General features: G+C 71.7%; 22 protein-coding genes and 1 tRNA gene. 4 read left to right on the top strand and 19 right to left on the bottom strand.

The window, feature by feature from the left end; translation table 11 throughout:
* Positions 1-8: 8 nt before the first annotated feature.
* The 18 genes from B7C62_25780 to B7C62_25695 all read right to left on the bottom strand — a co-directional run bounded on the left by B7C62_25780 (position 9) and on the right by B7C62_25695 (position 20,067).
* A complete protein-coding gene (locus tag B7C62_25780) occupies positions 9-245 on the bottom strand; it encodes an ATP synthase F0 subunit C (protein ARF75278.1) in 237 nt (78 codons plus the stop codon).
* 95 nt (positions 246-340) lie between these two features.
* Entirely contained in the window at positions 341-1,168 is an 828-nt protein-coding gene (locus tag B7C62_25775) for an ATP synthase F0 subunit A (GenBank protein ID ARF75277.1), read from the bottom strand.
* A gap of 200 nt (positions 1,169-1,368) precedes the next feature.
* Positions 1,369-1,809 (bottom strand): hypothetical protein, encoded by a 441-nt coding sequence (locus B7C62_25770; GenBank protein ARF75276.1) that lies wholly within the window; start codon positions 1,807-1,809, stop codon positions 1,369-1,371.
* Between the two features lie 270 nt (positions 1,810-2,079).
* Positions 2,080-3,513: an undecaprenyl-phosphate alpha-N-acetylglucosaminyl 1-phosphate transferase gene (locus B7C62_25765; protein ID ARF75275.1), complete on the bottom strand. Its 1,434-nt coding sequence runs from the start codon at positions 3,511-3,513 to the stop codon at positions 2,080-2,082.
* Positions 3,514-3,569: 56 nt separating this feature from the next.
* Positions 3,570-4,850, bottom strand: coding sequence for a serine hydroxymethyltransferase (locus tag B7C62_25760; protein ID ARF75274.1), 1,281 nt, complete (start codon positions 4,848-4,850; stop codon positions 3,570-3,572).
* A 331-nt stretch (positions 4,851-5,181) separates the two neighbouring features.
* Positions 5,182-5,823 (bottom strand): protein-tyrosine-phosphatase, encoded by a 642-nt coding sequence (locus tag B7C62_25755; GenBank protein ID ARF75273.1) that lies wholly within the window; start codon positions 5,821-5,823, stop codon positions 5,182-5,184.
* Positions 5,820-6,467 carry a threonylcarbamoyl-AMP synthase gene (locus B7C62_25750; protein ID ARF75272.1) on the bottom strand — a complete coding sequence of 216 codons (648 nt, stop codon included), beginning with the start codon at positions 6,465-6,467 and terminating at the stop codon, positions 5,820-5,822. The genes B7C62_25755 and B7C62_25750 overlap by 4 nt, the downstream gene beginning before the upstream one ends.
* Positions 6,468-6,519: 52 nt before the next feature.
* Entirely contained in the window at positions 6,520-7,365 is an 846-nt protein-coding gene (locus B7C62_25745; protein ARF75271.1) for a protein-(glutamine-N5) methyltransferase, release factor-specific, read from the bottom strand.
* Between the two features lie 81 nt (positions 7,366-7,446).
* Positions 7,447-8,523: a peptide chain release factor 1 gene (locus tag B7C62_25740; GenBank protein ARF75270.1), complete on the bottom strand. Its 1,077-nt coding sequence runs from the start codon at positions 8,521-8,523 to the stop codon at positions 7,447-7,449.
* Between the two features lie 221 nt (positions 8,524-8,744).
* A complete protein-coding gene (locus tag B7C62_25735) occupies positions 8,745-8,969 on the bottom strand; it encodes a 50S ribosomal protein L31 (GenBank protein ARF75269.1) in 225 nt (74 codons plus the stop codon).
* 160 nt (positions 8,970-9,129) lie between these two features.
* Complete coding sequence (locus B7C62_25730) at positions 9,130-10,233, bottom strand: transcriptional regulator (protein ID ARF75268.1); 1,104 nt, start codon at positions 10,231-10,233, stop codon at positions 9,130-9,132.
* Between the two features lie 424 nt (positions 10,234-10,657).
* Positions 10,658-12,694 (bottom strand): transcription termination factor Rho, encoded by a 2,037-nt coding sequence (locus tag B7C62_25725; protein ID ARF75267.1) that lies wholly within the window; start codon positions 12,692-12,694, stop codon positions 10,658-10,660.
* A gap of 389 nt (positions 12,695-13,083) precedes the next feature.
* Complete coding sequence (locus B7C62_25720; GenBank protein ID ARF75266.1) at positions 13,084-14,001, bottom strand: homoserine kinase; 918 nt, start codon at positions 13,999-14,001, stop codon at positions 13,084-13,086.
* Positions 14,002-14,529: 528 nt separating this feature from the next.
* On the bottom strand, positions 14,530-15,600 hold the full coding sequence (locus B7C62_25715; protein ARF75265.1) for a threonine synthase: 1,071 nt from the start codon (positions 15,598-15,600) through the stop codon (positions 14,530-14,532).
* A gap of 7 nt (positions 15,601-15,607) precedes the next feature.
* Positions 15,608-16,897, bottom strand: a complete 1,290-nt coding sequence (locus B7C62_25710) for a homoserine dehydrogenase (GenBank protein ID ARF77373.1) — start codon at positions 16,895-16,897, stop codon at positions 15,608-15,610.
* 99 nt (positions 16,898-16,996) lie between these two features.
* On the bottom strand, positions 16,997-18,388 hold the full coding sequence (locus tag B7C62_25705) for a diaminopimelate decarboxylase (protein ID ARF75264.1): 1,392 nt from the start codon (positions 18,386-18,388) through the stop codon (positions 16,997-16,999).
* A 33-nt stretch (positions 18,389-18,421) separates the two neighbouring features.
* Positions 18,422-19,507 carry a hypothetical protein gene (locus B7C62_25700; protein ID ARF75263.1) on the bottom strand — a complete coding sequence of 362 codons (1,086 nt, stop codon included), beginning with the start codon at positions 19,505-19,507 and terminating at the stop codon, positions 18,422-18,424.
* A gap of 125 nt (positions 19,508-19,632) precedes the next feature.
* Positions 19,633-20,067 carry a response regulator gene (locus tag B7C62_25695; GenBank protein ID ARF75262.1) on the bottom strand — a complete coding sequence of 145 codons (435 nt, stop codon included), beginning with the start codon at positions 20,065-20,067 and terminating at the stop codon, positions 19,633-19,635.
* A gap of 152 nt (positions 20,068-20,219) precedes the next feature.
* Here B7C62_25695 and B7C62_25690 point away from each other — a divergent pair.
* The 4 genes from B7C62_25690 to B7C62_25675 all read left to right on the top strand — a co-directional run bounded on the left by B7C62_25690 (position 20,220) and on the right by B7C62_25675 (position 23,918).
* A tRNA-Arg gene (locus tag B7C62_25690) sits at positions 20,220-20,291 on the top strand.
* 120 nt (positions 20,292-20,411) lie between these two features.
* Positions 20,412-21,041 carry a hypothetical protein gene (locus B7C62_25685; GenBank protein ARF75261.1) on the top strand — a complete coding sequence of 210 codons (630 nt, stop codon included), beginning with the start codon at positions 20,412-20,414 and terminating at the stop codon, positions 21,039-21,041.
* A gap of 126 nt (positions 21,042-21,167) precedes the next feature.
* Entirely contained in the window at positions 21,168-22,001 is an 834-nt protein-coding gene (locus B7C62_25680; protein ARF75260.1) for an alpha/beta hydrolase, read from the top strand.
* A 405-nt stretch (positions 22,002-22,406) separates the two neighbouring features.
* Positions 22,407-23,918, top strand: a complete 1,512-nt coding sequence (locus B7C62_25675; protein ID ARF75259.1) for a hypothetical protein — start codon at positions 22,407-22,409, stop codon at positions 23,916-23,918.
* Here the strand turns inward: B7C62_25675 and B7C62_25670 are convergent.
* Complete coding sequence (locus tag B7C62_25670) at positions 23,887-25,731, bottom strand: serine/threonine protein kinase (protein ID ARF75258.1); 1,845 nt, start codon at positions 25,729-25,731, stop codon at positions 23,887-23,889. The genes B7C62_25675 and B7C62_25670 overlap by 32 nt on opposite strands.
* Between the last annotated feature and the right edge of the window lie 17 nt (positions 25,732-25,748).

The raw sequence follows: 25,748 nt of genomic DNA, 5'->3' as shown, positions 1-25,748 counted from the left end.
CTGCTGCATCACGTGACGATGAACGGGACGACGAAGCCGATCAGGGCCAGGGCCTCGACGACGGCGAAGCCGAGCAGCATGTTCTGGCGGATGATGCCGGCGGCCTCGGGCTGGCGGGCGATGGCCTGCACACCGTTACCGAAGATGATGCCGATGCCGATGCCGGGGCCGATCGCGGCGAGGCCGTAGCCGATGGTGCCGACGTTGCCGGTCACGGCCGCGAGGGTCTCGAAAGCAGCAGACATGTCTGTGGTTCCTTCTCTTGGTGGGGACCGGTGGAAATGGTCTTCTCACCGGGCGTCTGGGGAGCTGAGGTTCGTAGCCGGAAGGCCGACGGTTCTCAGTGGGCTTCTTCGACCGCCTGGGACAGATACGTGGCGGTCAGAACCGTGAACACGTATGCCTGGAGGCCCTGGATGAAGATCTCGAACACCGTGATGACCAGCGTCATGACGAACGACGCGGAGGCGTAGACCGTGCCCAGGACGGTGCCGAGCATGTACCAGGTGGCGATCGTGAAGATCAGGATCAGGATGTGGCCCGCGAACATGTTCGCGAAGAGTCGCACGGCCAGCGTGAACGGCCGGACGAAGACGTTGGAGACGAACTCCAGCGGCGTCAGCAGCACGTAGATCGGCTTCGGCAGACCGCTCGGGACGCAGAGGTTCCGGATGCCGCCGACGAATCCGTTGGACCGGAACGTCACCGTCATGTACGTGACCCAGACCACCAGGGCCAGGCCGATCGGGTAGGCGATGACGGAGCTGACCGGGAACTGGGCGAGCGGGATGAGGGCCCAGAGGTTCAGCATCCAGACGAAGAAGAACAGCGAGACCAGCAGCGGAACGAAGGACTCGCCCTTCTTGCCGATGACCTCTTTGGCGATACCGCGGTGGACGAAGTCGTACAGCGCCTCGGCGACCATCTGCAGCTTGCCGGGTACGACCTTGGCCTTCGAGAAGCCGGCCCAGAAGAAGGCCAGGATCAGGAAGGTTCCGATGATCGCGAGCAGCATGGGCTTGTTGAACTCGACAGGCCCGATGGTGAAGAGCGGCTCGAAGATGAACGACCACACGCTGGGAGCCTGGAATCCGCATCCCTGGAACAAGTGGCAGTCAGTCTCGAAAGCGAGCGTCTGGGCGTCAGTCACCAAGAGCTCCTTCTGCATGGCGCATGGATGCGGCTACCTCGTTGTGTCGGAGCGGCGGGTGGCCGCAGGTCGGCACCGGACTGGTTCTTACGGTGAGGAGGCGGCGGCCGGGCCCGAAGCCTCGCGATGAATCAAGCGATCGCCCTGTTGCCCGCGCTCGCACTACCGCAACCGAGACCGGACGATAGCAGCACGTCGAACACGGCTTTATCCCGGCCCTACTCGTCACGTTCTCCCCCAGCTCCACCCGGACGGTTCCGGGTGTCCGCGTCGGGGTCGACGTAAGGGGTCTTGCTCCGCGCGTGCAGCACGGCCTGCGTGGTGATCCACGTGACCACGGCCGCGACCAGCGAGAGGGCGAAGATCCGAAGATCGAAGAGAGAGGTGTTCCGGATGCTCAGGATGAAGACGAGCAGGAGCACGAGCTGGGCCGAGTAGACCATCAGTCCCATGCCCTGGAACAGGTGGGGCATGGTCTTGCCGACCCAGTTGAGCGCCAGCAGCCCGAGCGCCATGAAGACGATCACGACCACGCAGCCGATCGCCGCACCGATCGCCCCCTCGCCACCGGCGACGAGCCCGCCGACGAGCGTGGCGATGGCGCCCACCGCGGCGGTGGGGGCGGCGATGCGCAGTAGTTCGCGCATGTCGGACTGCATGGCGGCGGCTCCACTGGTCTTGAGCGGGAGGAATGGGGCGTCGTCATGGACGAGCGTAGGCCCGGTCCGTGAGGCGGATTTCCGGGTCGATGGACCGTCTCACTAGGGTCCTTCGGCTCCGTCGCCGGGTCTCGTGAACGGTATCACAAACTATTTGATGAGGTCTTTACCTGGAAAGTGTGCCAACTGTCACACATGAGGACTAGTCCGCGCGTCTGTGCGCGACAGGACGGCTCAATGTCTGGTAATGCACCACGGCATCCGCATTCGTCAGCGCGGGGAGTCGATGGAGCGGCGTTCGGAGAACCGCGAACGGGCGCCGATCGCGGTCGCCCCGTTGACACCGGAGACCCCGACCGCCACAGGGGCCCTCTCCGGCCCCTCCTCGCCCATCTGGCCGCCCTCCGGGCCCTGTTGGGCCCCGGAGTCCACGGTCGCGGGCTTCTCCCCGTACGAGGCCGAGGACGCGGGCGCGGGTGACGCCGAGTCCTCCGCCGCGCGGTGCCGGTAGCGCGGCGGCACGAAGCGGTTGGCCCAGTGCGGGGCGCGCGGGGTGAAGCGCGGCATCAGCAGCAGCACCAGGCCCACCGCGCTCGCCGCGAGGATGACGAAGACGATCCACATCGAGGCCGAGTGCACCGAGTACGCGACGGCGCCGAAGGCGATCAGGGCCGACCAGAAGTACATGATCAGCACGGCCCGGCTGTGCGAGTGGCCGATCTCCAGCAGCCGGTGGTGCAGGTGCCCCCGGTCGGCGGCGAACGGGGACTGGCCGTTCCAGGTGCGCCGGACGATGGCGAGGACCAGGTCGGCGGCCGGGATCGCGATGATCGTCAGCGGCAGCAGCAGCGGGATGAAGACCGGCAGCATCGCGTGGGTGGCCCCGCGCTCACTGCCCTCGAAGAGCCGCATGGTGTCGGGGTCGACCTGCCCGGTGACCGAGATCGCCGCGGCGGCCAGCACCAGCCCGATCAGCATGGAGCCGGAGTCGCCCATGAAGATCCGGGCGGGGTGCATGTTGTGCGGCAGGAAGCCGAGGCACATGCCCATCAGGATCGCGGTGAACAGCGTCGCGGGGGCGGCGGCCTCGATCATGTACCCGTACCAGAGGCGGTAGGCGTACAGGAAGAACGCCGCCGAGGCGATGCACACCATCCCCGCCGCGAGCCCGTCCAGGCCGTCGACGAAGTTGACCGCGTTGATCGTGATGACGACCAGCGCCACCGTGAGGAGCGTGCCCTGCCACTGGGTGAGGGCGACCGTGCCGACGCCGGGGATCGGCAGCCACAGGATCGTGAGCCCCTGGATGACCATGACGGCGGCGGCGATCATCTGGGCGCCCAGCTTGATCAGGGCGTCCAGCTCGAACTTGTCGTCGAGGACGCCGATCAGCCAGATGAGGGCGGCCCCGGAGAGCAACGCCCTTGGTTCGTTGGAGAGTTCGAAGACGCTCTTGAGGTTGTGGAGGTGGTCGGCGACGATCAGTCCCGCACAGAGCCCGCCGAACATCGCGATGCCACCGAGCCGGGGTGTCGGCTCCCGGTGGACATCGCGCGCGCGGATCGCGGGCATCGCCCCGACCGCGATGGCGAACTTACGCACCGGCCCGGTCAGCAGATAGGTCACCGCAGCCGTGACACAGAGCGTCAGCAGGTAATCACGCACGGGCTGCCCCAGAGAATTCGCCGGCCATCCAAAACCCACACCCTAGTCACTGAACAAGGACTCCACGGTACGGGTGATGGTTGCACACCCCTCGTCTACCCCGGGTACGGCGGATTCCGCAGCGCCAGTTCACGGACCTCCGCCGCGATCGGGCTCACATCGCCCGGCTCCCGTACGGCCGCGCCGAACAGGGCGGCGATCCTGGCCATGTCCCCCTCGTCCATCCCCTGCGTGGTGACGGCCGCGCTGCCCAGCCGGATGCCGCGGGCCTCCCCGTACGGCAGCGCGCAGGTGTCCAGGACCATTCCGGCGGCGGCCAGCCGCTCGCGGGCGGTACGGCCGTCGACGCCGAGCGGGGCCGGGTCGGCGACGACGATGTGGGTGTCCGTGCCGCCCGTCGTCACCTCGAACCCCTCGGCCTCCAGACCCGCGGCCAGCACCCGGGCGTGGGCGACGACCTGGTGCGCGTACAGCGTGTAAGCCGGTGTCTCCGCCTCCCCGAACGCGACCGCCTTCGCCGCCACCGTGTGCATCTGCGCCCCGCCCTGGGTGAACGGGAACACCGCGCGGTCGATCCGCTCGGCTAGGGCCGCGCCGCACAGGATCATGCCGCCGCGCGGTCCGCGCAGCACCTTGTGCGTGGTGGCGCAGACGACGTCGGCGTACGGGACCGGGCTCGGCGCCGCTCCCCCGGCGATCAGCCCCATCGGATGGGCGGCGTCCACGATCAGGTACGCGCCCACCTCGTCGGCGATCTCCCGGAACGCCTCGTAGTCGGGGTGGCGGGGGTAGGAGATCGAGCCGCAGACGATCGCCTTGGGGCGGCGGGCGCGGGCCAGGGCGCGGAGCCGGGTGTGGTCGATGAGCCCGCTGTCCGGGTCCACCCCGTACCCGACGAAATCGAACCAGCGGCCGGAGAAGTTGCCGGGCGCCCCGTGGGTGAGGTGTCCCCCGTACGGGAGTCCCATCGCGAGCACCGTGTCGCCCGGGCGCAGCAGCGCGGCGTAGGCGGCGAGGACGGCGGAGGAGCCGGAGTGCGGCTGGACGTTGGCGTGTTCGGCGCCGAAGAGGGCGGTGGCCCGGCGGACCGCGATGCGTTCGGCGGCGTCCGCGTGTTCGCAGCCGCCGTGGTGGCGGGCGCCCGGGTACCCCTCGGCGTACTTGTTGGCGAGCGGGGAGCCGAGGGCGGCGAGCACGGCGGGCGAGGTGAAGTTCTCGGCGGCGATCAGCTGGAGGGTGGCGGCCTGCCGGTCCCGCTCCCCCAGCAGGGCCCCGGCCACCTCCGGGTCCTGGCGGAGCAGGGCGCCGAAGTCCTGGGGCAGGGCGTCGGGCGTGCTCGGTGCGGGTGCGGGTGCGGCGGGAGAGGTGACCGGCATGGGACGGCTCCGGGCCTGGAGGTGGGTGCGCCGGCGAGGGGTGCCGGTGTCAGCTCCAATGTAGGCCGGGGCGGGGCGGTATGCCCGCTGTCGGAGGGCCCCGTACGCCGGTCGGCGCACCGGGGGCGGTAGGGGCGGCGGGTGCGCCGATGGCCGGTGCGGAGCGCGTACGGCCGTTGGGCGCCGGGCCGGGCTCGCGTACGTCGGTCGGCGCCGGGGCGCGCGTCGATGCTCGGGTGTGCGGAGCGCGTACGCCGGTCGGGCGCGGGATGCGTACGCCGGTCGGCGCCAGGGGCGTGGGGCGCGCGGTGGTGCGGAGCGCGTACGGCGGTCAGTGCGGGGCGCGTACGCCGGTGAGCGCCGTGACCACCGGGTCGAGCGCCTGGTTGATCTCGTCGCCGATGGAGCGGAAGAAGGTGATGGGCGCGCCGTAGGGGTCGTAGACCTCGTCCGCCTCGGCGGTCGGGGCCAGCAGCCAGCCGCGCAGCGCGGCGGCGGCGCGGACCAGGGCGCGGGCGCGCTCGACGACGCCCTCGTCGAGCGGGTCGGGCAGGGTGGCGGGGTCTATCGCCCGCACCAGCCGGGTGAACTCCTTGAGCGTGAAGGTGCGCAGGCCCGCCGAGTGGCCCATGGAGATGACCTGGGCGCGGTGGTCACGGGTGGCGGTGAGGACCAGGTCGGCGCGGATGACGTGCTCGTCCAGGAGCTCGCGTCCGACGAAGCCGCTGGCGTCGGCGCCGAAGTCGGCGAGGACGACCTCCGCGTTGGCCTCCATGGGGGCGCCCTCATGGCCCCAGGTGCCCGCGCTCTCCACGATCAGGCCGCCGCTGAGCGGATCGCCGAGGCGGTCCACCAGGGCATGGCGGGTCAGCCGCTCGGTGATCGGCGAGCGGCAGACGTTGCCGGTGCTGACGTGGAGGATGCGGAAGGTGTCCGTCCGCCCCGCTATGCCACGCCCCTCGGGGGCGGTCAATTGGCCACCTCGAGGTCGGGGACCACCTTGCGCAGCTCCTCGACGGAGAGCGCTCCGGCCCGCAGGAGGACCGGGGTGGTACCGGTGACGTCGACGATCGAGGAGGGCACGATGCCGGGCGTCGGGCCGCCGTCGAGGTAGACGGAGACGGAGTCGCCGAGCATGCCCTGGGCGGCGTCGCAGTCCTCGGGCGAGGGGTGTCCGGTGAGGTTGGCGCTGGAGACGGCCATCGGGCCGACCTCGGTCAGCAGCTCGATGGCGACCGGGTGCAGCGGCATCCGGATGGCGACCGTGCCCCGGGTGTCCCCCAGGTCCCACTGGAGCGAGGGCTGGTGCCGGGCGACCAGGGTGAGCGCGCCGGGCCAGAAGGCGTCGACCAGCTCCCATGCCTGCTCGGAGAAGTCGGTGACCAGGCCGTGCAGGGTGTTCGGGGAGCCGATGAGGACGGGGGTGGGCATGTTGCGGCCCCGGCCCTTGGCGTCCAGCAGGTCGGCGACGCCCTCGGAGTTGAAGGCGTCCGCCCCGATCCCGTACACCGTGTCGGTGGGCAGCACGACCAGTTCGCCGCGGCGGATCGCGGAGGCGGCCTCGCGCAGCCCGCTGATCCGGTCGGTGGCGTCGTTGCAGTCGTATCGCCGTGCCATCAGCCGGCCTCCTCAAGCGGGTACGGGTACGGGGTGCGGTGCCGGGGGCCGGTCACGGCGTGGCCTTGCGGGCGGTGGCGAACCGGGGGCGGTTGTTGAGGTCGGGGTGGTCGGCCGCGTCGGCCCAGCCCCGCTCCTCGGTGAAGATCCACGGCACCTGGCCGCCCTGGGTGTCGGCGTGCTCGATGACGACGAGGCCGCCGGGGCGGAGCAGCCGGTGGGCGGTGCGCTCGATGCCGCGGATGGTGTCGAGGCCGTCCTCGCCGGAGAAGAGCGCCATCTCCGGGTCGTGGTCGCGGGCCTCGGGGGCGACGTACTCCCATTCGGTGAGCGGGATGTACGGCGGGTTGGAGATCACCAGGTCGACCTGGCCGTCGAGCTCCGGGAGGGCGCTCAGGGCGTCTCCCTGGTGGACGGTGACCCTGGACCCCTCGGCGTTCTTCCGGGTCCACTTGAGGGCGTCCTCGGAGAGCTCCACGGCGTGTACGCGCGAGCGCGGGACCTCCTGCGCCATGGCGAGCGCGATGGCGCCCGATCCGGTGCACAGGTCGACGACGACGGGCTCGACGACGTCCATCGCGCGGACGGCGTCTATGGCCCAGCCGACGACCGACTCGGTCTCCGGCCGGGGCACGAAGACACCGGGTCCGACCTGGAGCTCCAGATAGCGGAAGAAGGCGCGGCCGGTGATGTGCTGGAGCGGTTCGCGGGCCTCGCGGCGGGCGATCGTCTCCCAGTACCGGGCGTCGAAGTCGCCGTCGGGCACGGCGTGCAGCTCGCCCCGCTTCACGCCGTGGACGAAGGCCGCGAGTTCCTCGGCGTCGAATCGCGGTGAGGGGACACCGGCGTCGGCCAGCCGCTGGGTGGCCTGGGCCACCTCGGCGAGCAGCAGGTTCATCGCGGTTCTCCGTACGGGTTACGGGGTGTGCGGGGCGGGCGGTGCGCTCCCGGGCCCTGGGGCCCGCGAGCGCTCAGGCGCTCACGCGTTGGCGAGCTTGGCGGCGGAGTCGGCGTCGACGCACGCCTGGATCACTGCGTCCAGGTCTCCGTCGAGCACCTGGTCCAAGTTGTACGCCTTGAAGCCGACGCGGTGGTCCGAGATGCGGTTTTCCGGGAAGTTGTACGTACGGATCTTCTCGGAGCGGTCGACCGTACGGACCTGGCTGCGGCGCACGTCGGAGGCTTCCTGCTCGGCGGCCTCCTGGGCGGCGGCCAGCAGCCGGGAGCGCAGGATGCGCATGGCCTGCTCCTTGTTCTGGAGCTGGCTCTTCTCGTTCTGGCAGGAGGCGACGACACCGGTCGGCAGGTGCGTGATGCGGACGGCGGAGTCGGTCGTGTTGACGGACTGGCCGCCGGGGCCGGAGGAGCGGTAGACGTCGATCCGGAGGTCGTTGGCGTGGATCTCGACGTCGACCTCCTCGGCCTCGGGGGTGACGAGCACGCCCGCGGCGGAGGTGTGGATGCGGCCCTGGGACTCGGTGGAGGGCACGCGCTGCACACGGTGCACGCCGCCCTCGTACTTCATCCGGGCCCAGACGCCCTGGCCGGGCTCGGTGGCGCCGTTGCCGCCCTTGGTCTTGACGGCGACCTGGACGTCCTTGTAGCCGCCGAGCTCGGACTCGGTGGAGTCGATGATCTCGGTCTTCCAGCCGACGCGCTCGGCGTACCGCAGATACATGCGCAGCAGGTCACCGGCGAAGAGGGCGGACTCGTCGCCGCCCGCGCCCGCCTTGATCTCCAGGAGCACGTCCTTGTCGTCGCTGGGGTCGCGCGGGACGAGGAGGAGGCGGAGCTTCTCCGTGATCTCCTCGCGCTGCTTCTCCAGCTCCTTGACCTCGGCGGCGAAGTCGGGGTCGTCCGCGATGAACTCGCGGGCGGTCTCGATGTCGTCGCCGGTCTGCTTCCAGGCCCGGTACGTGGAGACGATCGGGGTCAGCTCCGCGTAGCGCTTGTTCAGCTTGCGCGCGTTGGCCTGGTCGGCGTGGACCGACGGGTCGGCGAGCTTCTTCTCGAGATCGGCGTGCTCACCGATCAGTTCCTCGACCGCCTCGAACATTCGGGGGCTCCTGGTTGGTCTGAAATCTGCGGGCCTGCTGGAGGGCGTACTGCCCGGTGGGGCGTCCGGCGGGGGCTTCCCCGCACGGTAGAGGGGCTCCCCCGCACGGCGGAGGGGCTTCCCCGCACGAACGGAGAGGACTCCGCCGCACGCCCGACCGGAAAAAACGCCGGTTCCGACGCCCCCGGGAAGAGGGCGCCAGGAACCGGCGCAGTGGCTCGCTACTTGCTGGCGGAGCCGGCAGCCTTGCCGAAGCGGGCCTCGAAGCGGGCCACACGGCCGCCGGTGTCGAGGATCTTCTGCTTGCCCGTGTAGAACGGGTGGCACTCGGAGCAGACGTCGGCGCGGATGCTGCCGCCGTCGATGGTGCTCCGGGTGGTGAACGACGCACCGCAGGTGCAGCTGACCTGCGTCTCGACGTACTCGGGGTGGATGTCGCGCTTCAAGGTGTCTCCTAGTTTCGGGAGGGCGCCGGGTCGTCCGCGCGGATTGCGCGGCCGTGAACCGGGGCCGACGTACCAGTCTGCCAGGACCGGCCGTATCTCCCAAAACCGGGGGCGGACCGCAGGTATTCCCGGCCCCCTGTCCGCCTGCTCCCTGCCTTCCTCAGCGCACCAGCTTCCCGGCCTCGCCCTTGTCCCCCGCCGACTTCTCGGTGGCGGAGGCGGGGATCGGCCGGTCCTGCTTCAGCGCTGCCCACACCTGCTTGCCCGCCTCCTCCTGCGGGAGGACCCGGTTCGGATCGGCCGGGTCGTACTCCACCGGCAGCGTCACCATGTGCACGTTCTCCGCGCCGAGCCCCTTCAGGCTGTTCGCGAACCCGGTGAGCTTCTTGACCGAGCCGAGGCCGGAGTCGGTGGTGAGCGCCTTGGTGGCGGCGTCCGCGAGACCGAACAGCTTCTGCGGGCTGGAGAACACCCCGACGGTCTTCGCCTGTTCCAGCAGCGCCTTGATGAACGCCTGCTGGAGCTGGATACGGCCCAGGTCGCTGCCGTCCCCGACGCTCTTGCGGGTACGGACGAGGCCGAGGGACTCCTCGCCGTCCAGGGTGTGGGTGCCCGGCTCCAGGTCGAGATGGCTCTTGGAGTCGTGGATGGCGGTCTTCGTGGTGATCTCGACGCCGCCGAGCTCGTCGATGAGCTTCTCGAAGCCGGCGAAGTCGACCTCGACGTAGTGGTCCATGCGGATACCGGACAGCGATTCGACGGTCTTGACCGCGCAGGCCGGTCCGCCGACCTCGTACGCGGTGTTGAACATGGCCCGGTGGGCGGCCGGGACCGTGGCGCCCGTGGTGTCGCTCTCGCAGGCGGGCCGGTCGATCAGGGTGTCGCGCGGTATCGAGACGACGCTCGCCGACTTGTGGCCCTTGTCGACGTGCACGACCATCGCCGTGTCCGAGCGGGCGGCACCCTCGTCGGCGCCGTACTTCCCGTTGTCGCCGGAGCGCGAGTCGGAGCCCAGCACCAGGATGTCCTGCGAGCCGTCGTCCACGTCGTCGGGACGGTCGGTGCCGAGCTTGGCGTCGATGTCGACGCTGGAGAGGTTGCCGTCGAGCGTGACGTACGCGTATCCGAGCCCGGCCCCGCCGACGACCACCACACCCGCCACCGACCAGGCGGTGATGAGCTTCGCCCGGTGGCGCCGGGAGGGCTTCTTCCGGCGGGTGCCGGTGCCGCGTATCCGCCCCGGGACCCTCTTCTGCTCGCTCACGCGTCTCCCTCGTTACGGCGTTCCGCTGCTCCTCGCCCCCGGCCGTGATCGTTCCGGGAGGGTTTGTCATCTCTTGATCAGACGGCGAAGCAGCAAGAAGGGTTGCACAGGGGCCTGTGGGACCCCGGCGGGCGCGGAGGGGCACGCGAGCGGCGGCACGCGGCGCGCGATCCGGCGTTCACCTGCGGTTTCCCGCGCCGGAGACGTACGGGCGGGGGCGCGGCGCGCGGGGTCGGCGTGTGGCAAAGGTCTCGGGCGGCGGCGTACGGGGGCGGGGCGGCGGTTCCGTAGGCGTACGCGTACGGGAAGGGTTCGAGGGGCCGTACGCGTACGGGAAGCGCGCCGCGGTTCCGTCGGTCCCGGGACGCGTGAGGGCCCCGTCACCGGAGTGACGGGGCCCTCACGCTCAACTGCCGTACCGGGGTCAGTCGTTGCCGTTTCCGGCGCCCGGCGTGGTCTTCTGGATCTGGAGCAGGAACTCCGCGTTGGACTGGGTCTTCTTCATCCGGTCCAGGAGGAGCTCGATCGCCTGCTGCTGGTCGAGCGCGTGCAGCACCCGGCGCAGCTTCCAGACGACCGCCAGCTCGTCGGTGCCGAGCAGGATCTCTTCCTTGCGGGTGGAGGACGCGTCGACGTCCACCGCCGGGAAGATGCGCTTGTCCGAGAGCTTCCGGTCGAGCTTGAGCTCCATGTTGCCGGTGCCCTTGAACTCCTCGAAGATCACCTCGTCCATGCGCGAGCCGGTCTCGACGAGCGCGGTGGCCAGGATGGTCAGCGAGCCGCCGTCCTCGATGTTGCGCGCGGCACCGAAGAAGCGCTTCGGCGGGTAGAGCGCGGTCGAGTCGACACCACCGGAGAGGATGCGGCCGGAGGCGGGCGCCGCGAGGTTGTACGCGCGGCCCAGACGGGTGATCGAGTCGAGCAGGACGACCACGTCGTGACCCAGCTCCACGAGGCGCTTGGCGCGCTCGATGGCCAGCTCGGCGACGGTGGTGTGGTCCTCGGCGGGACGGTCGAAGGTCGAGGAGATGACCTCGCCCTTCACCGACCGCTGCATGTCGGTGACCTCTTCCGGACGCTCGTCGACCAGGACGACCATCAGGTGGCACTCGGGGCTGTTGACCGTGATGGCGTTGGCGATGGCCTGGAGGATCATCGTCTTGCCGGTCTTCGGCGGGGCCACGATGAGCCCGCGCTGGCCCTTGCCGATCGGGGCCACCAGGTCGATGATCCGCGTCGTCAGGACGTTGGAGTCGGTCTCCAGACGGAGCCGGTCCTGCGGGTAGAGCGGGGTCAGCTTCTGGAACTCGGGGCGGCCCCGGCCGGACTCCGGCGCCATGCCGTTGACCGAGTCGAGGCGGACCAGCGCGTTGAACTTCTCGCGCCGCTCGCCGTCCTTGGGCTGGCGGACCGCGCCGGTGACGTGGTCGCCCTTGCGCAGGCCGTTCTTGCGGACCTGGGCGAGCGAGACGTACACGTCGTTCGGGCCCGGGAGGTAGCCGGAGGTCCGGATGAACGCGTAGTTGTCGAGGATGTCCAGGATGCCCGCGACGGGGATCAGGACGTCGTCGTCGGCCACCTGCACATCACCGGCGAAGTCGTCGCGGCCACGGCGGCCACGGCGGTCGCGGTAGCGGCCACGACGGCCGCGGCGGCCGCCCGCCTCGTCGTCGAAGTCGTCCTGCGGACCGTTGTCACGGTTCTGCTGGCCCTGGTTCTGCCCCTGGCCCTGGCGCTGCGGGCGCTGCTGCTGCCCGCCGCCGCCCTGCTGGCCCTGGTCGTCGCCCTTGCCCCGGCGGTCGCGCTGGCGCTCACGGCGGCCCTCGCGGTCACCGCGCTCGCCCCGCTCCCGGCCCTGACGGTCGCCCCGGCGGCCCTCGGCGGTGTCGGTGGCGGCCTCGGCCCTGGCGTCGCCCTTGGGCTCGGCGCGCTCCTCGGTCTTCAGCTCGGCCTGCGGCTCCGCCTTGGCCTCGGTCTTCGCCTCGGCCTTGGTGTCGGGGCTGCCCGCCTGCGCGGTGGCGCGGCGGCGACGGCGCTCGCCCGCGGGCTGGTCGTCGCTGGCCGGCTGACCGGGGATGTCGATCTGCTGCTGGGCCGCGGTCTTCTCGGCGGCGGCCTCGTCCCCGGTGCGCGCCTTGGAGGTGGCGCGCCGCTTGGGCTTGCTCTCCGCCTCGGCGGCGGGGGCCTCGGCGGCCTTGGAGGAGGTCTTGGGGGCGGCGGCTCCGCCGCCGGCCTGCGCCTCCTTGATGACCTCGATCAGCTGGCTCTTGCGCATCCGCGCGGTACCCCTGATGCCGAGGCCGGACGCGACCTGCTGCAGCTCGGCCAGGACCATGCCCTCGAGGCCGGTGCCGGAGCGGCGGCGCCGTGCGGTGGTGCCAGTGGCAGCACCTTCGGCGGGCGCGGCGCTGTCGACGTTCTTGTCGGCAGTCACGCCCATCAGATCGGTGGTGTCGCTCACGAAGGGTCCTTCCCTGGAGCGGACGTCGGCCTTCTGGCTCGGCGACCGGTTGTGCTGTCCGACTGCGGTCTGTTGATCTTGCTGGATCGCGGACCTTGCCGGGGCGGTGGTCCGCCGGGTACGGCGGAGAGATGAACGTGCGGGGTCCGGCGCGAGATCCCCCTGCTCGGCCCACTCCTGGACGAGCGAGGGGTGTCGTGCCGGTTCCGGAGCGTGCTCGAAACTGCTCAGGCAGGCTGCTCAGGCAGTTGGGGAGGCTCCCGGAAGAATGGTGGTCCCGGAAGGGGACACGAAGCAACGCGCCTCAAAGACGTCGGTTGCAGACTTGAGGTTAACACTACCGGCTCCAACAAACATTCCCCCTCTCGGCCACCGGTAATCACATGCGGTTACGCGGCCAGTGGCAGCACGGTGGCGCCCGTGGCGTCGAGTGCCAGCCGGTTCGCGGCCCAGCCCTCGCCCGCCAGCCGGGCGACCTTGTCGGCGGAGTCCTCCCCCGCCAGCGCGAGCACCGTGGGGCCCGCGCCGGAGATGACGGCGGGCACGCCGTCGGCGCGCAGCCGGTGCACCAGCTCGACGCTCTCGGGCATCGCGGGGCCCCGGTACTCCTGGTGGATGCGGTCCTCGGTGGCGGCGAGCAGCAGCTCGGGGCGCCTGGTCAGCGCCTCGACGAGCAGGGCCGCGCGGCCCGCGTTGAGCGCCGCGTCGACGTGCGGGACGGTGCGCGGGAGCAGTCCGCGCGCCGTCTCGGTGAGCACGGGCCGGCCGGGCACGAAGACCACCGGAACGACGGATTCCGCGGGGTCCATCCGGATCGCCCGGGCCGCTCCGCCGTCCATCCACGCGAGGGTGAACCCGCCGAGCAGACAGGCCGCGACGTTGTCGGGGTGCCCCTCGATCTCGGTGGCCAGCTCCAGCAGGGCCTCGTCGTCGAGCCGGGCGTCGCCGCCTATCGTCACGGCGCGGGCGGCGACGATTCCGGCGCAGATGGCGGCGGAGGAGGAGCCGAGGCCGCGGCCGTGCGGGATGCGGTTGGCGCAGACGATCTCCAGGCCGCGGGGCTGTCCGCCGAGCAGGTCGAAGGCGGTGCGCAGGGAGCGTACGAGCAGGTGGCTCTCGTCGCGGGGCAGCGTCTCGCTGCCCTCACCCGCGATGTCGATGTGGAGCCCGGAGTCGGCGACACGGACGACGACATCGTCGTACAGCCCCAGCGAGAGGCCGAGGGCGTCGAAACCCGGGCCCAGGTTGGCGCTGGTTGCGGGGACGCGCACCCTGACGGCGGCGGCTCGGAACGCGGGACCGGCCATCGGCTGGACGACTCCTTGTAAGGCGGCGGGGGTTGGTGAGGCGGCGGGGATTGCGGTGCGGTGGTTCTGCGGGGCTGGGGATGGGGCCGGTGGCCCGGCCCTGCTCGCCGTCACGACGGCTCTCGCGCCGCGGCAGACCCGTCGGGCGGATGTCGGGCGGATGGAGTACAGCTTATCGAAGGAAGGTTCTGTCGCGACATAGGGCGCACAGGAGGCGCACGATGCGTGTCGCCCGCCTCCTATGCGCTCTCCGCCCCGAAAAGAGGGCGGTTGAGCTGGGTTGTCGCGGTTGACCGGGCCGTGCGGACCGGGCGGACCGGGCTGCCACAGCCGTACGGGCCCGAGTGCCGTGGTCGCCCGGGCCCGAGTGCCACTGTTGCCCGGGCCGGGCTGTCGCGGCTGTCCGGGCCGGGCTGTCATGGCTGTCCGGCCGGACAGCCGCGGCCGACCTGATCGGCTGCGACAGCCCGGCCCGGACGCTCCGGACGACGGGGACCGGACGAGCAACGGGATCGGGGACTCAGGAGCTCAGACGAGCCCGAGCTTCTGCGCCGCCGTGGCCGCGTCGACCGGGACCGTGACCGGCTGCGGGGCGCCCGCGACGGCCCAGTCCGGGTCCTTGAGGCCGTTGCCGGTGACCGTGCAGACGATGCGCTGGCCGGGGTCGACCTTGCCCTCCTCGGCGGCCTTGAGCAGACCGGCGACCGACGCGGCCGACGCGGGCTCCACGAAGACACCCTCCTGGGAGGCCAACAGCCGGTAGGCGGACAGAATCTGTCGGTCCGTCACCTCATCGATAAAACCGCCCGATTCGTCCCGGGCTGCCAGGGCGTAGTCCCAGGAGGCCGGGTTGCCGATGCGGATCGCGGTGGCGATGGTGGACGGGTCCTTGACGACCTCGCCGCGCACGATGGGCGCGGAGCCGGACGCCTGGAAGCCCCACATGCGCGGGGTGTGCGTGGAGACGCCGTCACCGGCGTACTCGCCGTACCCCTTCCAGTACGCGGTGATGTTGCCCGCGTTGCCGACCGGCAGGACGTGGATGTCGGGGGCGTCGCCGAGCGCGTCCACGATCTCGAACGCGGCGGTCTTCTGGCCCTCGATACGGACCGGGTTGACCGAATTGACCAGCGCCACCGGGTAGTTGTCCGAGAGCGAGCGGGCCAGGGTGAGGCAGTCGTCGAAGTTGCCGTCGACCTGGAGGATCTTGGCGCCGTGCACGAGCGCCTGCCCCATCTTGCCGAGCGCGATCTTGCCCTGCGGTACGAGGACGGCGCAGACCATTCCGGCCCGCACCGCGTACGCGGCGGCGGAGGCCGAGGTGTTGCCGGTGGAGGCGCAGATGACGGCCTTCGCGCCCTCCTCCTTGGCCCGGGTGATGGCCATGGTCATGCCGCGGTCCTTGAACGAACCGGTGGGGTTGGCGCCCTCGACCTTGAGGTGCACCTCGCAGCCCGTGCGCTCGGAGAGGACCTGCGCCGGAACGAGCGGCGTACCGCCCTCACGAAGCGTGACGACCGGCGTCGTCGCCGTGACCGGAAGCCGGTCCCGGTACTCCTCGATGATGCCGCGCCACTGGTGGGTGCCCTTGCTGGTCATGGGTCCTTTACTCCCCTTCAACACGCATGATGCTGGCGACACCGCGCACGGTGTCGAGCTTGCGCAGCGCTTCGACGGTCCCGGAAAGGGCGGCGTCGGGCGCGCGGTGGGTGACGACGACGAGGGACGCCTCGCCGTCCTTTCCCTGCTGGCGGACGGTATCGATGGATACGCCCTGCTCGGCGAAGACCGTCGCGACCTGGGCGAGCACGCCCGGCTTGTCGGCCACGTCGAGGCTGATGTGGTAGCGCGTGACGACCTCGCCCATGGGGCTGACCGGCAGGCGCGTGTAGGCGGACTCACCGGGTCCGGTGGCCTCGCCCAGCTTGTTGCGGCAGACCGCGACGAGGTCGCCGAGGACGGCCGACGCGGTCGGGGAGCCGCCGGCGCCGGGCCCGTAGAACATGAGCTGCCCGGCGGCCTCGGCCTCGACGAACACCGCGTTGTACGCCTCGCGGACGGAGGCCAGCGGGTGGCTGAGCGGGATCATCGCGGGGTGGACCCGGGCGGTGACCGAGGCCCCGTCGGCGGCGCGCTCGCAGATCGCGAGGAGCTTGACCGTACAGCCCATGCGGCGGGCGGAGGCGATGTCGGCGGCGGTGACCTCGGTGATGCCCTCGCGGTGCACGTCACCGATCTTCACCCGGGTGTGGAAGGCGATCCCGGCGAGGATCGCGGCCTTCGCGGCGGCGTCGAAGCCCTCGACGTCGGCGGTCGGGTCGGCCTCGGCGTACCCGAGGGCGGTGGCCTCGTCGAGCGCCTCCGAGTAGCCCGCGCCGCTGGTGTCCATCTTGTCGAGGATGAAGTTGGTCGTGCCGTTGACGATGCCGAGCACCCGGTTGACCTTGTCGCCCGCCAGCGACTCGCGCAGCGGCCGTACCAGCGGGATGGCACCCGCGACGGCGGCCTCGTAGTACAGATCGCGGCCGTACTTCTCGGCGGCGGCGTGCAGGGCCGCGCCGTCCTCGGCGAGCAGCGCCTTGTTGGCGGAGACGACGCTCGCGCCGTTCTCGAAGGCGGTGGTGATGAGCGTACGGGCCGGCTCGATGCCCCCGATGACCTCGACGACCACGTCGATGTCGCCGCGCCGCACGAGCGCGGTCGCGTCGGTGGTGATCAGTGCGGGGTCGATGCCCTCACGCACCTTCGAGGGGCGGCGGACGGCGACACCGGCGAGCTCGACGGGCGCGCCGATGCGCGCCGCGAGGTCGTCGGCGTGCGTCGTCATGATGCGCGCCACCTCTGAGCCGACCACTCCACAGCCCAGCAGCGCCACCTTCAGCGGACGCGTACGCATCATCCGACCTCGTTTCTCATACATGCTCATGTGTGGACCAGTCTCACTCACCGGACGGGCGTTTCTGACCCCCGTCCGGATTCTGAGATGACTATTTCATCAGCCGACATCGAGACGCAGGAGATCTTCCTCCGTCTCGCGCCGGACGATGACGCGTGCCCCGCCGTCCCGGACGGCGACGACCGGGGGGCGCAGGGCGTGGTTGTAGTTGCTCGCCATCGAGCGGCAGTACGCGCCGGTGGCGGGGACCGCGATCAGGTCCCCGGGTGCCAGGTCGGCGGGGAGGAACGCGTCCTTGACCACGATGTCCCCGCTCTCGCAGTGCTTGCCGACGACCCGGACGAGCATCGGCTCGGCATCCGAGGTGCGCGAGACGAGCGCCACGCTGTACTCGGCGTCGTACAGCGCGGTACGAATATTGTCCGACATTCCGCCGTCGACGCTGACATAGGTCCGCAGCCCTTCGAGGGGCTTGACCGTTCCGACCTCGTACAGGGTGAACGCGGTGGGCCCGACGATGGCCCGCCCGGGCTCGACGGAGATACGGGGCGTACGCAGCTTCGCGGCCTCGCACTCGCGGGTGACGATGTCGCTGAGCGCCTTGGCGATCTCGTGCGGCTCGCGGGGGTCGTCCTCGGAGGTGTACGCGATGCCGAGGCCGCCGCCGAGGTCGATCTCGGGCAGTTCGACGCCGTGCTCGTCACGGACCTCGGCGAGCAGCTGCACCACGCGCCGGGCGGAGACCTCGAAGCCGGCCATGTCGAAGATCTGCGAGCCGATGTGCGAGTGGATGCCGATGAGGTCGAGCCCGTCGAGCGAGAGCGCCCGGCGCACGGCTTCGGCGGCCTGCCCCCCGGCGAGCGCGATGCCGAACTTCTGGTCCTCGTGCGCGGTGGCGATGAACTCGTGGGTGTGCGCCTCGACCCCGACGGTGACCCGGATCTGGACGCGCTGGCGGATGCCGTGGCGCTGGGCGATGTGGGCGACGCGGACGATCTCCTGGAAGGAGTCGAGCACGATGCGCCCGACCCCGGCCCGGACGGCCCGCTCGATCTCGGCGACGGACTTGTTGTTGCCGTGGAAGGCGATGCGCTCGGCGGGCATACCGGCGTCGAGAGCGGTGGTCAGCTCTCCCCCGGAGCACACATCGAGGTTCAGCCCCTCCTCCTTGAGCCAGCGCACGACGGCGCGGGAGAGGAATGCCTTCCCGGCGTAGAAGACATCGGCGTCCGGCCCGAAGGCGTCGGCCCAGGCCCGGCAGCGGGCCCGGAAGTCGGTCTCGTCGAGGATGTAGGCGGGGGTGCCGAACTCCTCGGCGAGCCGGGCGACGGCGATGCCGCCGACGGTGAGGGCGCCGTCCGCGTCGCGGGTGACGGTACGGGCCCAGACCTTCTCGTCGAGGACGTTGAGGTCGGCGGCGGGGGCGGAGTAGTGCCCCTCGGTCAGGACGTCGGCGTGACGGGGACCGGCGGGGTGTGCGGAGCGGCTCATGGTGAGGTCTCTCGGATTCTTCGGATCGTCAGATCAGAGGTGTGCGGGCGCGCTGATACCGAGCAGGGACAGGCCGCCTGCCAGCACCGTCCCGGCGGCCTCGGCGAGGGCCAGCCGGGAGCGGTGGGCGGCCGAGGGTTTCTCGTCGCCGGAGGGCAGCGGCGGGCAGCAGTCGTGGAAGTCGAAAAAGGCGTGGGCGACGGCTTCCAGCTGCCGGGCGACCCGGTCGGGCGCGCGGTGACGGGCTGCGGCGAGGAGGACGCCGGGGTGGTCGGCGAGAAGATCGAGGAGGGGCCGGGCGGGGGGTTCGTACGGAGCCGTCTCGGGCCCGTACGGAGCCGCCTCGGGAGCGGACGTGAACCCGAGGGCTGCGGCGCCCCGGGTGAGCGCGCGGGTCCTGACGTGGGCGTACCGGACCCGGAAGAGCGGGTTGGCCTCGCCCTGGACGAGGAGCCCGTCGCCGAGCGAGGCCCGGTCGTGCGCGGCGGGCCGCAGCAGCCCCCAGCGGGCGGCATCCGCACCGAGCCGCTCCAGCAGCTCCCCGGCGCTCGCCCCGGCGGGCACCGGGCGGATCACGGTGTCCTCCGGCGCGACCGGCCCGTACGCGTCCGGGCTCACCCCGAGCCGCCCCCACTCCTCCGCCTCCCCCTCGCAACCGACCCGGACGCGGGCGCCCTGGGCGGTGAGGAGACGGCGTACGGCATCGGCGGTGACAGCCGCGCGCACCTCCCGCGCATGGTGGAACCGGAGCTCCTCGTTCCGGAGGGCTTCCCCGTGTCCGTACGCGATCCCCCGTTCCCGTACGGCGTCGAGCACGGCCCGATCGCGGTCGGCGGGGGCGTCCAGGGTGAAGCTCAGGAAGCCGGGGCCGGTGATCTCGACCCGCCCGATGCCGGGTTCGGCGGCGACCCGCTCGCGCAGAATGCGGGCGACCTCCCGGGCGGGCAGCCCGGCGGGTCCGGCGAGCTGGAGCGCGACCGCGCAGGCGTAGTCGCCGGTGCCTCCGGGCCGGGTCCGCTCCACCCGCACGCGCGCGGGCACGGGCGCGCGCAGGGCGTTCTCGTCGACCGCGCGGCGCACGGCGTGCAGCACGGTCGAGGAGAGATCGGCGGGGGTCACGGGACAAGCCTAGGGGAGGAAGAGGGGCACCCCGCGACTCCGTTTCGCCATCCGGTCAGCCGGGGGCAGCCCCGACCCGAACCCGGGTGGTCAACCGGTGGCGGCCCCGACCCGAACCCGGGTGGTCAGCCGGTGGCGGTCCCCGCCCGGCCCACGCCGCTCCACCCGTCGGCCGAGGGCCGTTCCCCGCCGTCGGCGAGCCGACGCACCATCCGCACCAGCTCGCTCGGCTCGAACGGCTTCGCCAGGAACGCGTCGACCCCGGCCGCCACCCCCGCGTCCACCTCGTAGGGCGTACAGGCGCTGATGACGGCGATGGGCACATGGCGGGTGCGGGGGTCGGAGCGCAGTCCGGACGCGGTCTCCAGGCCGTCGAGGCGGGGCATCATCACGTCGAGGGTGATCACATCGGGGCGGACCCGGTGGACCAGGTCCAGGCACTCGACACCGTCGGCCGCGGTCACGACCTCGAAGCCCTCCAGCTCAAGGTTGACCCTGATCAGCTGCCGGATGACCTTGTTGTCGTCGACAACAAGCACGCGGCCGTACGCCCCTGACACCCTTCGAGAGTAGGTCGGCCCCGGTGACCGCGTCCGGCGTTTGCCCACTTCCGCCCCGGACGGGGGACGGGCTGACGCGACGGAATACCTGTTCACGGACACCCGTCGGGAGCTGGTAGTGTTTCACCCGTCGCAGAGCAACACCGCGATACGCCCCCGTAGCTCAGGGGATAGAGCATCGGCCTCCGGAGCCGGGTGCGCAGGTTCGAATCCTGCCGGGGGCACTTCGCAGGAAGTGCCGACAAGACCCCGCCACCAGCGTTCGCGCTGGAAGCGGGGTCTTCGCGTATCCGGACACCTCTTAGCCGCAGGCTGTGAGCGGCAGGAAGCGCGGGGAGGGATCGATGAGCGGCTCCAGCAGGACCGTTGCCGACGAGCAGCCGGTGCGTCGCCGCCGCATCCCGCTCGTGGCCGTCATCGCGCTCACGCTCCTCGCCTGCGTCGCCGCCACGGTCGGTGTGGTCTCCTGCGCCGCCGACCACGTGTCGTCGGACCTGGCGGACCAGGAGATGACCTGCTGCTGGGAGGACGGAGCCACGCCCGCCTGGATGAGCGGCCAGCTCGGCATCCGCGTTCCGGAAGGAGCGTCGGACCACCGGGCCGGTTACAAGGTCGGGCAGCGCTACGACACCGGGCTGCTGTCCTTCGTCCTTCCGAGCGAGGAAGCGGAGACGTACACCGGCCGGCTCATCGAGAAGGACACGGTGATGACCGAGAACTCCCACCCGAAGGAGCAGGGATACCGTCCCGCGGCCGCCTTCGGTCACCTCGGGCTGCCCGAACCGGAGACGATCGTCCGGAAACTGCGGATGACCAGCCTGTGCCCGGACGACCTGGCGTCCCCGGAAGGCACGTACCTTCAACGCTGTATCGACCTCTTCGCCCACGAGTTCACACCCGGCACCACGCGGATCTACATCCGGTCGACCATCGAACCGTCCGTGACGCCCCCTCCTGCGAACCAGGCTCCCTGACACGCGATGTCATCGGCATCAGGAGCGGGCGGACCACGAGGCACGAGCGGCGGTCGCCCCCACAGCACAGCACAGCACCGGGGAGACGCTCGCCGGAGCGCCCCGCACACGGAGGGAATCCCGAACGTGACCGACTGGCAGTTGCGCGAGAGCTTTTCCAGCACGTCCGGCACGGTCCGCTGGGACCGGCTGGGGCCCGAGGGCGGGGAGCCCGTCGTCCTGTTGCACGGCACGCCGTTCTCCTCCTTCGTCTGGCGGGACGTGGCCCGGGCCCTGGCGCAGCAGTACCGGGTGTTCGTCTGGGACATGCCGGGCTACGGCGTCTCGGAGAAGCACCAGGGGCAGGACGTCTCACTGGACGCGCAGGGGCGGGTGTTCACCCGGCTGCTGGACCACTGGGGTCTGGCGGAGCCGGCCGTGGTCGCCCATGACTTCGGCGGCGCGGTCGCCCTGCGGGCCCATCTGCTGCACGGGGCCGCCTACCGCGGCCTGGCCCTGGTCGACCCGGTCGCCCTGGCCCCCTGGGGCTCGCCGTTCTTCCGGCTGGTGGGGCGCAACAGCGAGGTCTTCGAACAGCTGCCGCCCGCCCTGCACCGGGCGCTCGTCCGTGAGTACGTCGGCTCGGCGAGCTTCCCCGGGCTGCGGTCCGATGTGGCCGACCGGCTGGTCGCCCCCTGGTCGGACGAGGAGGGCCAGGCCGCCTTCTACCGGCAGATCGCACAGGCCGATCAGCGGTACACCGACGAGGTGCAGGGCCTGTATCCGCGGATCGGCCTTCCGGTCGCCGTGTGCTGGGGCGCAGAGGACACCTGGATTCCGGTGGCGAAGGGCCATGAGCTGGCCTCCCTCGTTCCCGGTGCCGCTCTCACCGTGATCCCGGACGCCGGGCACCTCGTACCGCTGGACGCCCCGGCCACCCTGACCGCCTCGCTCCTGGCCTTCCTCCGCGATCTGCCCTGACGCGCCGCACCGCCGCGCTCCCGGGCCGCCGCCCCGGAAGGTCGTGCGACATCGCACGGGCCGTCACCCGGGCTGTCACCTGGGCCGGTGCCGTCGGGGCTCGGCGGGCTCGAAGGCCGTGGGCCCGGCCGTGCGTAAAACGTGACGGAACCGGGCAGAGTGACGGGGACTTGTGAAGGGCGACGGTGGGGGGCCGTTATGGAGTCCAGTGACCGGAGTGACCGGTACGGGGCCGGTGGGGCTGTTCCGCCGCCGCCCTCGGAGCCGCCTTCCTTCGGGGCTCCCCCACCGCCCTCGGGGCCTCCTTCCTTCGGGCCTCCCCCACCGCCTTCCGGACCGCCCTCCGGGCCTCCGGACGTCGGGCCGCCGCCGCCCGGGGCGGGGTTACGGGCCGTTGCGGCCGGGTTGCTCAATCTGACCGGGCTGGGGCTCGGTTACGCCCTGCTGGGGCGCTGGGGGCGGGCCGCCGGGTGCTGGGTGGCCACGGCGGTTCTGCTGTTCGTCGCGCTGCCCGCCGATCCGGACGGGGTGCCCGCGCGCGTCCTCGCCGTCTATCTCTTCCTCCTCGTGCTCGCCGCCGCCGACGGGGCCCGGATCGCGGTGCGTTCGCCGCTCGGTGGTTCGTGGCGGCCCGTGGTGGCGGCCGGGCTGGGTGTGGTGCTGCTGGCCGTTCCGGCCGGTGGGGCCGTGGCGTACGGGGCGGCGCGCGACGAGGCCCGGGAGCAGGTGCTGCTCGACCGGCTGGCGGGCGGGGACCGGCGGGTGGCCGCCGCCTCGCGGCAGCCGTTCGGGACGGCGAAGGGTGAGTACGAGAAGGCCCTCGGCGTCTACCGCGCGCTCGGCGAGGACCACCCGGACTCCCGGGCGGCCAAGCTCGTCCCGGACCGGCTGAAGGCGTATTACGACGCCGTCTCGACCCCGTACGCCGGGAAGCGGCACTGTGAGGCCGTCGCGCCGCTGACCTATCTGCGGAGCCTGCCGGGCTCGGTGGACAGGGAGTTGCTGGGTGAGCTCGCCTCCTGGCCCGACGAGCCGCTCGCCGAGTCGCTGTACGCGTGCGGTGTCTCGCGGATCGGCCAGGTCGGCGGGGGCTCGTCGGAGTTCGGTGAGCTCCTGCGTACGTTCCCGGAGTCCGCGCCCGCGCGGCAGGTGGGGCCGGAGCTCGGCGGCCGGATCGACACCCAGGTCGCGGAGGTCGAGGACGGGGACCCGTGCGCGGCCACCGAGGTGCTGCGCGGCCTCCGTTCCACGGTCGCCGACCTGCCCGCCGCGAGCGTCCCGGCGCTCGGCGCCAAGGCCGACCGGGGCATCCGGAATGGGACGTACGCCTGCGGAATCGACCAGTTCGAGGAGAAGAAGTTCGGCGAGGCCCGCACGACGCTGACCGGTTTCGCCCGTTCGTACAAGGGTGATGAGCGGGCCGCGCAGGCCCGGAAGACCGCCATCGCCGCCGAGATAGCCGCCGCCCGGCCGGCGGCGGGCAAGCGGCTGCCGCCGTCGGGGAGCCCCGGCGGGCCCCGCATGGAGCTCGTCATCAGCAATGACGCGCCCAACGGGGTCGAGGTCCTCTACACCGGCCCGGTCACCGGCACCGTCACGCTGAAGCCCTGCGCCGACTGCAAGCGCTACAGCGCGTCGGCCGGTCCCCGGCTCGCCTGCAGGGCCAGCGGCCGGAGCTACCCGAAGGCGCGGCTCCAACTGCCCTCCGGGGATTACCACTTCCTCTACAAGCACGGTACGGGTGCCTCGTCCCGGGTGGACAGTTACGCGGCGGGGTCGAAGGTCCGGCCCGGCTACACGTACACGAGCTGCACCTATGTCGTGGAGCGCAGTCCGCTGGGGCTCGATCTGCCCACCCTGCCCGACCTGGTCAAGCCCGCCTCGCTCACCCCTCCTCGCGCGGGTGCTTCTCGATGACCTTGCCGTTCAGCTCGGCGGCGAGGTAGGCGCCGCCGTACTTGTCGGAGACGTAGACGCGCAGCACCGGGCGGCCCTCGTAGAAGGGCGACGAGGGGTCCACGATCACGTAACTGCTCTCCGGCTCCGGGATGTTGAGCGTTGTCCTGGCCGTCCGCAGCAGGGCGGGCAGGGCGTCCCAGTCGACGGATTCCAGGTCGACCGGCTTGTCCCCGGACATGAGGGTGCCGCCCATGTCGTCGTTCTTCGCCTGCCCGTCCCGGTAGCTGAACCGGTCGTAGAGGCGGGAGTTGGACTTCAGCGGCGCCTGGGCGGAGGCGTGCTTGTCGTAGAGGGTGAAGTCGGTGACCTTCGTGCCGCCCATCAGGGGCTTCAGGGCGGCGATGACCTGCCGCGCCCCGTCCGGGGTAAGGAGGTCGGTGGCGGCCTCCGCTCCGTCGTCGCCGTCATCGTCGTCGTCCGCCCCGGGCTGCTCGTCGTCCACGACCGGCTTGCCCGCCGCTGTGGGCGGCGAGGCGCCGCTGTCGTTCGCCGGGGCGCTCGCCGTGGTGTCCGGGCGGCTGCCGCCCTTCGCGCTGTCGTCGTCGCCGCCCCGGAAGTACGACGGGTCGATCATCCAGAAGACGCCCACCAGCACCGCCGCCGAGACGATGGTGGAGACCGCGCCGATGACCCGGGTCCGGCGCAGGAGGCGGTGTCTGCGCTCCTCGTCGTCGGTGATCGTCGGGGAGGTGGCCGAGAACGGGGACGCCGCCGGAGGCGTTGCCGGGCTCGCGTACGGGTTGTTCGCGTACGGGGTGTTGGCGTACGGGTTGCGCGGTGCGTCGGCCGGGGTGGGGAAGGCCGACGGATGGCCGAAACCGGTCGGTGGGTGGGGCGGTTGTCCGGGGGACGCGGGGTGGGGTGTGTCGGTGGGCGGGGGGTGGGGCGTGTCGGTGGGCGGGGGTGAGCCGTAGGCGCTTCTGGGGTCGGGCGCGGGCTGTACGGGGGTGGCCGTCGGCCGCGCCGCCGCCTCCGCCAGCATCCGGTCCAGGGTCGCGGCGTCCGGGCGGGCCGGGATGTCCCGGGTCAGCAGTGCCTTCAGTACGGGGGTGAGCGCCCCGGCCCGTACCGGCGGGGGCACGTCCTCGTCGAGCACGGCCGCCAGGGTGGCGAGCGTGGTGGCCTTGCGCAGGGGGTGGTGGCCCTCGACGGCGACGTACAGCATCATGCCGAGCGACCAGAGGTCGGAGGACGGGTCGCCCTCGGTGCCCCGGATGCGCTCGGGGGCTATGTAGTCGGGCGAGCCGATGAGCGCGCCCGTCATGGTGAGGCTGGTCGACTCACGGATGGCGGCGATGCCGAAGTCCGTGAGGACGGGGCGGCCGTCGGTGCGCAGCAGGACGTTGGCCGGTTTGACGTCACGGTGCTGGATGCCGGAGGCGTGGGCGGCGTTCAGGGCGGAGAGGATGCCGCGCCCCAGTTCGGCGGCCTCGGCGGGCTCCATGGGCCCTTCGGCCAGCCGGTCCTGGAGGGAGGAACCGGCCACCAGCTCCATCACGATCCAGGGGTAGCCGTCCTCGCCCGGGTCGATGATGTGGTGGACGGTGACCACGTTCGGGTGGTCGAGCCGGGCCAGCGCGCGGGCCTCGCGCAGGACCCGGGCGCGCAGGGTGCGGGCGCCCTCGGGGTCGTACTCCGCGAGCGCGGGGTCCGGGGGCCGCACCTCCTTGAGGGCGACGTCGCGGTGGAGCGCCTCGTCGCGGGCCCGCCAGACCATGCCCATGCCGCCGCTGCCGAGCCGCTCCACCAGGGTGAAGCGGCCGTCGATCACCCGCCCCGAGGGGGTTT

The sequence above is a fragment of the Kitasatospora albolonga genome (assembly GCA_002082585.1).
In the GTDB taxonomy this organism is placed as follows: Bacteria; Actinomycetota; Actinomycetes; order Streptomycetales; family Streptomycetaceae; genus Streptomyces; species Streptomyces stephensoniae.
The sequence above is the reverse complement of the archived record's forward strand: the minus strand, read 5'-3'. Positions and strand labels throughout refer to the sequence as shown.

Coding starts and splice junctions, on each gene's coding strand:
- B7C62_25780 (ARF75278.1), bottom strand. CDS start 245: ATGTCTGCTGCTTTCGAGACCCTCGCGGCCGTGACCGGCAACGTCGGC.
- B7C62_25775 (ARF75277.1), bottom strand. CDS start 1,168: ATGCAGAAGGAGCTCTTGGTGACTGACGCCCAGACGCTCGCTTTCGAG.
- B7C62_25770 (ARF75276.1), bottom strand. CDS start 1,809: ATGCAGTCCGACATGCGCGAACTACTGCGCATCGCCGCCCCCACCGCC.
- B7C62_25760 (ARF75274.1), bottom strand. CDS start 4,850: ATGCCGGTCACCTCTCCCGCCGCACCCGCACCCGCACCGAGCACGCCC.
- B7C62_25750 (ARF75272.1), bottom strand. CDS start 6,467: ATGGCACGGCGATACGACTGCAACGACGCCACCGACCGGATCAGCGGG.
- B7C62_25745 (ARF75271.1), bottom strand. CDS start 7,365: ATGAACCTGCTGCTCGCCGAGGTGGCCCAGGCCACCCAGCGGCTGGCC.
- B7C62_25740 (ARF75270.1), bottom strand. CDS start 8,523: ATGTTCGAGGCGGTCGAGGAACTGATCGGTGAGCACGCCGATCTCGAG.
- B7C62_25720 (ARF75266.1), bottom strand. CDS start 14,001: ATGGCCGGTCCCGCGTTCCGAGCCGCCGCCGTCAGGGTGCGCGTCCCC.
- B7C62_25715 (ARF75265.1), bottom strand. CDS start 15,600: ATGACCAGCAAGGGCACCCACCAGTGGCGCGGCATCATCGAGGAGTAC.
- B7C62_25710 (ARF77373.1), bottom strand. CDS start 16,897: ATGCGTACGCGTCCGCTGAAGGTGGCGCTGCTGGGCTGTGGAGTGGTC.
- B7C62_25705 (ARF75264.1), bottom strand. CDS start 18,388: ATGAGCCGCTCCGCACACCCCGCCGGTCCCCGTCACGCCGACGTCCTG.
- B7C62_25685 (ARF75261.1), top strand. CDS start 20,412: ATGAGCGGCTCCAGCAGGACCGTTGCCGACGAGCAGCCGGTGCGTCGC.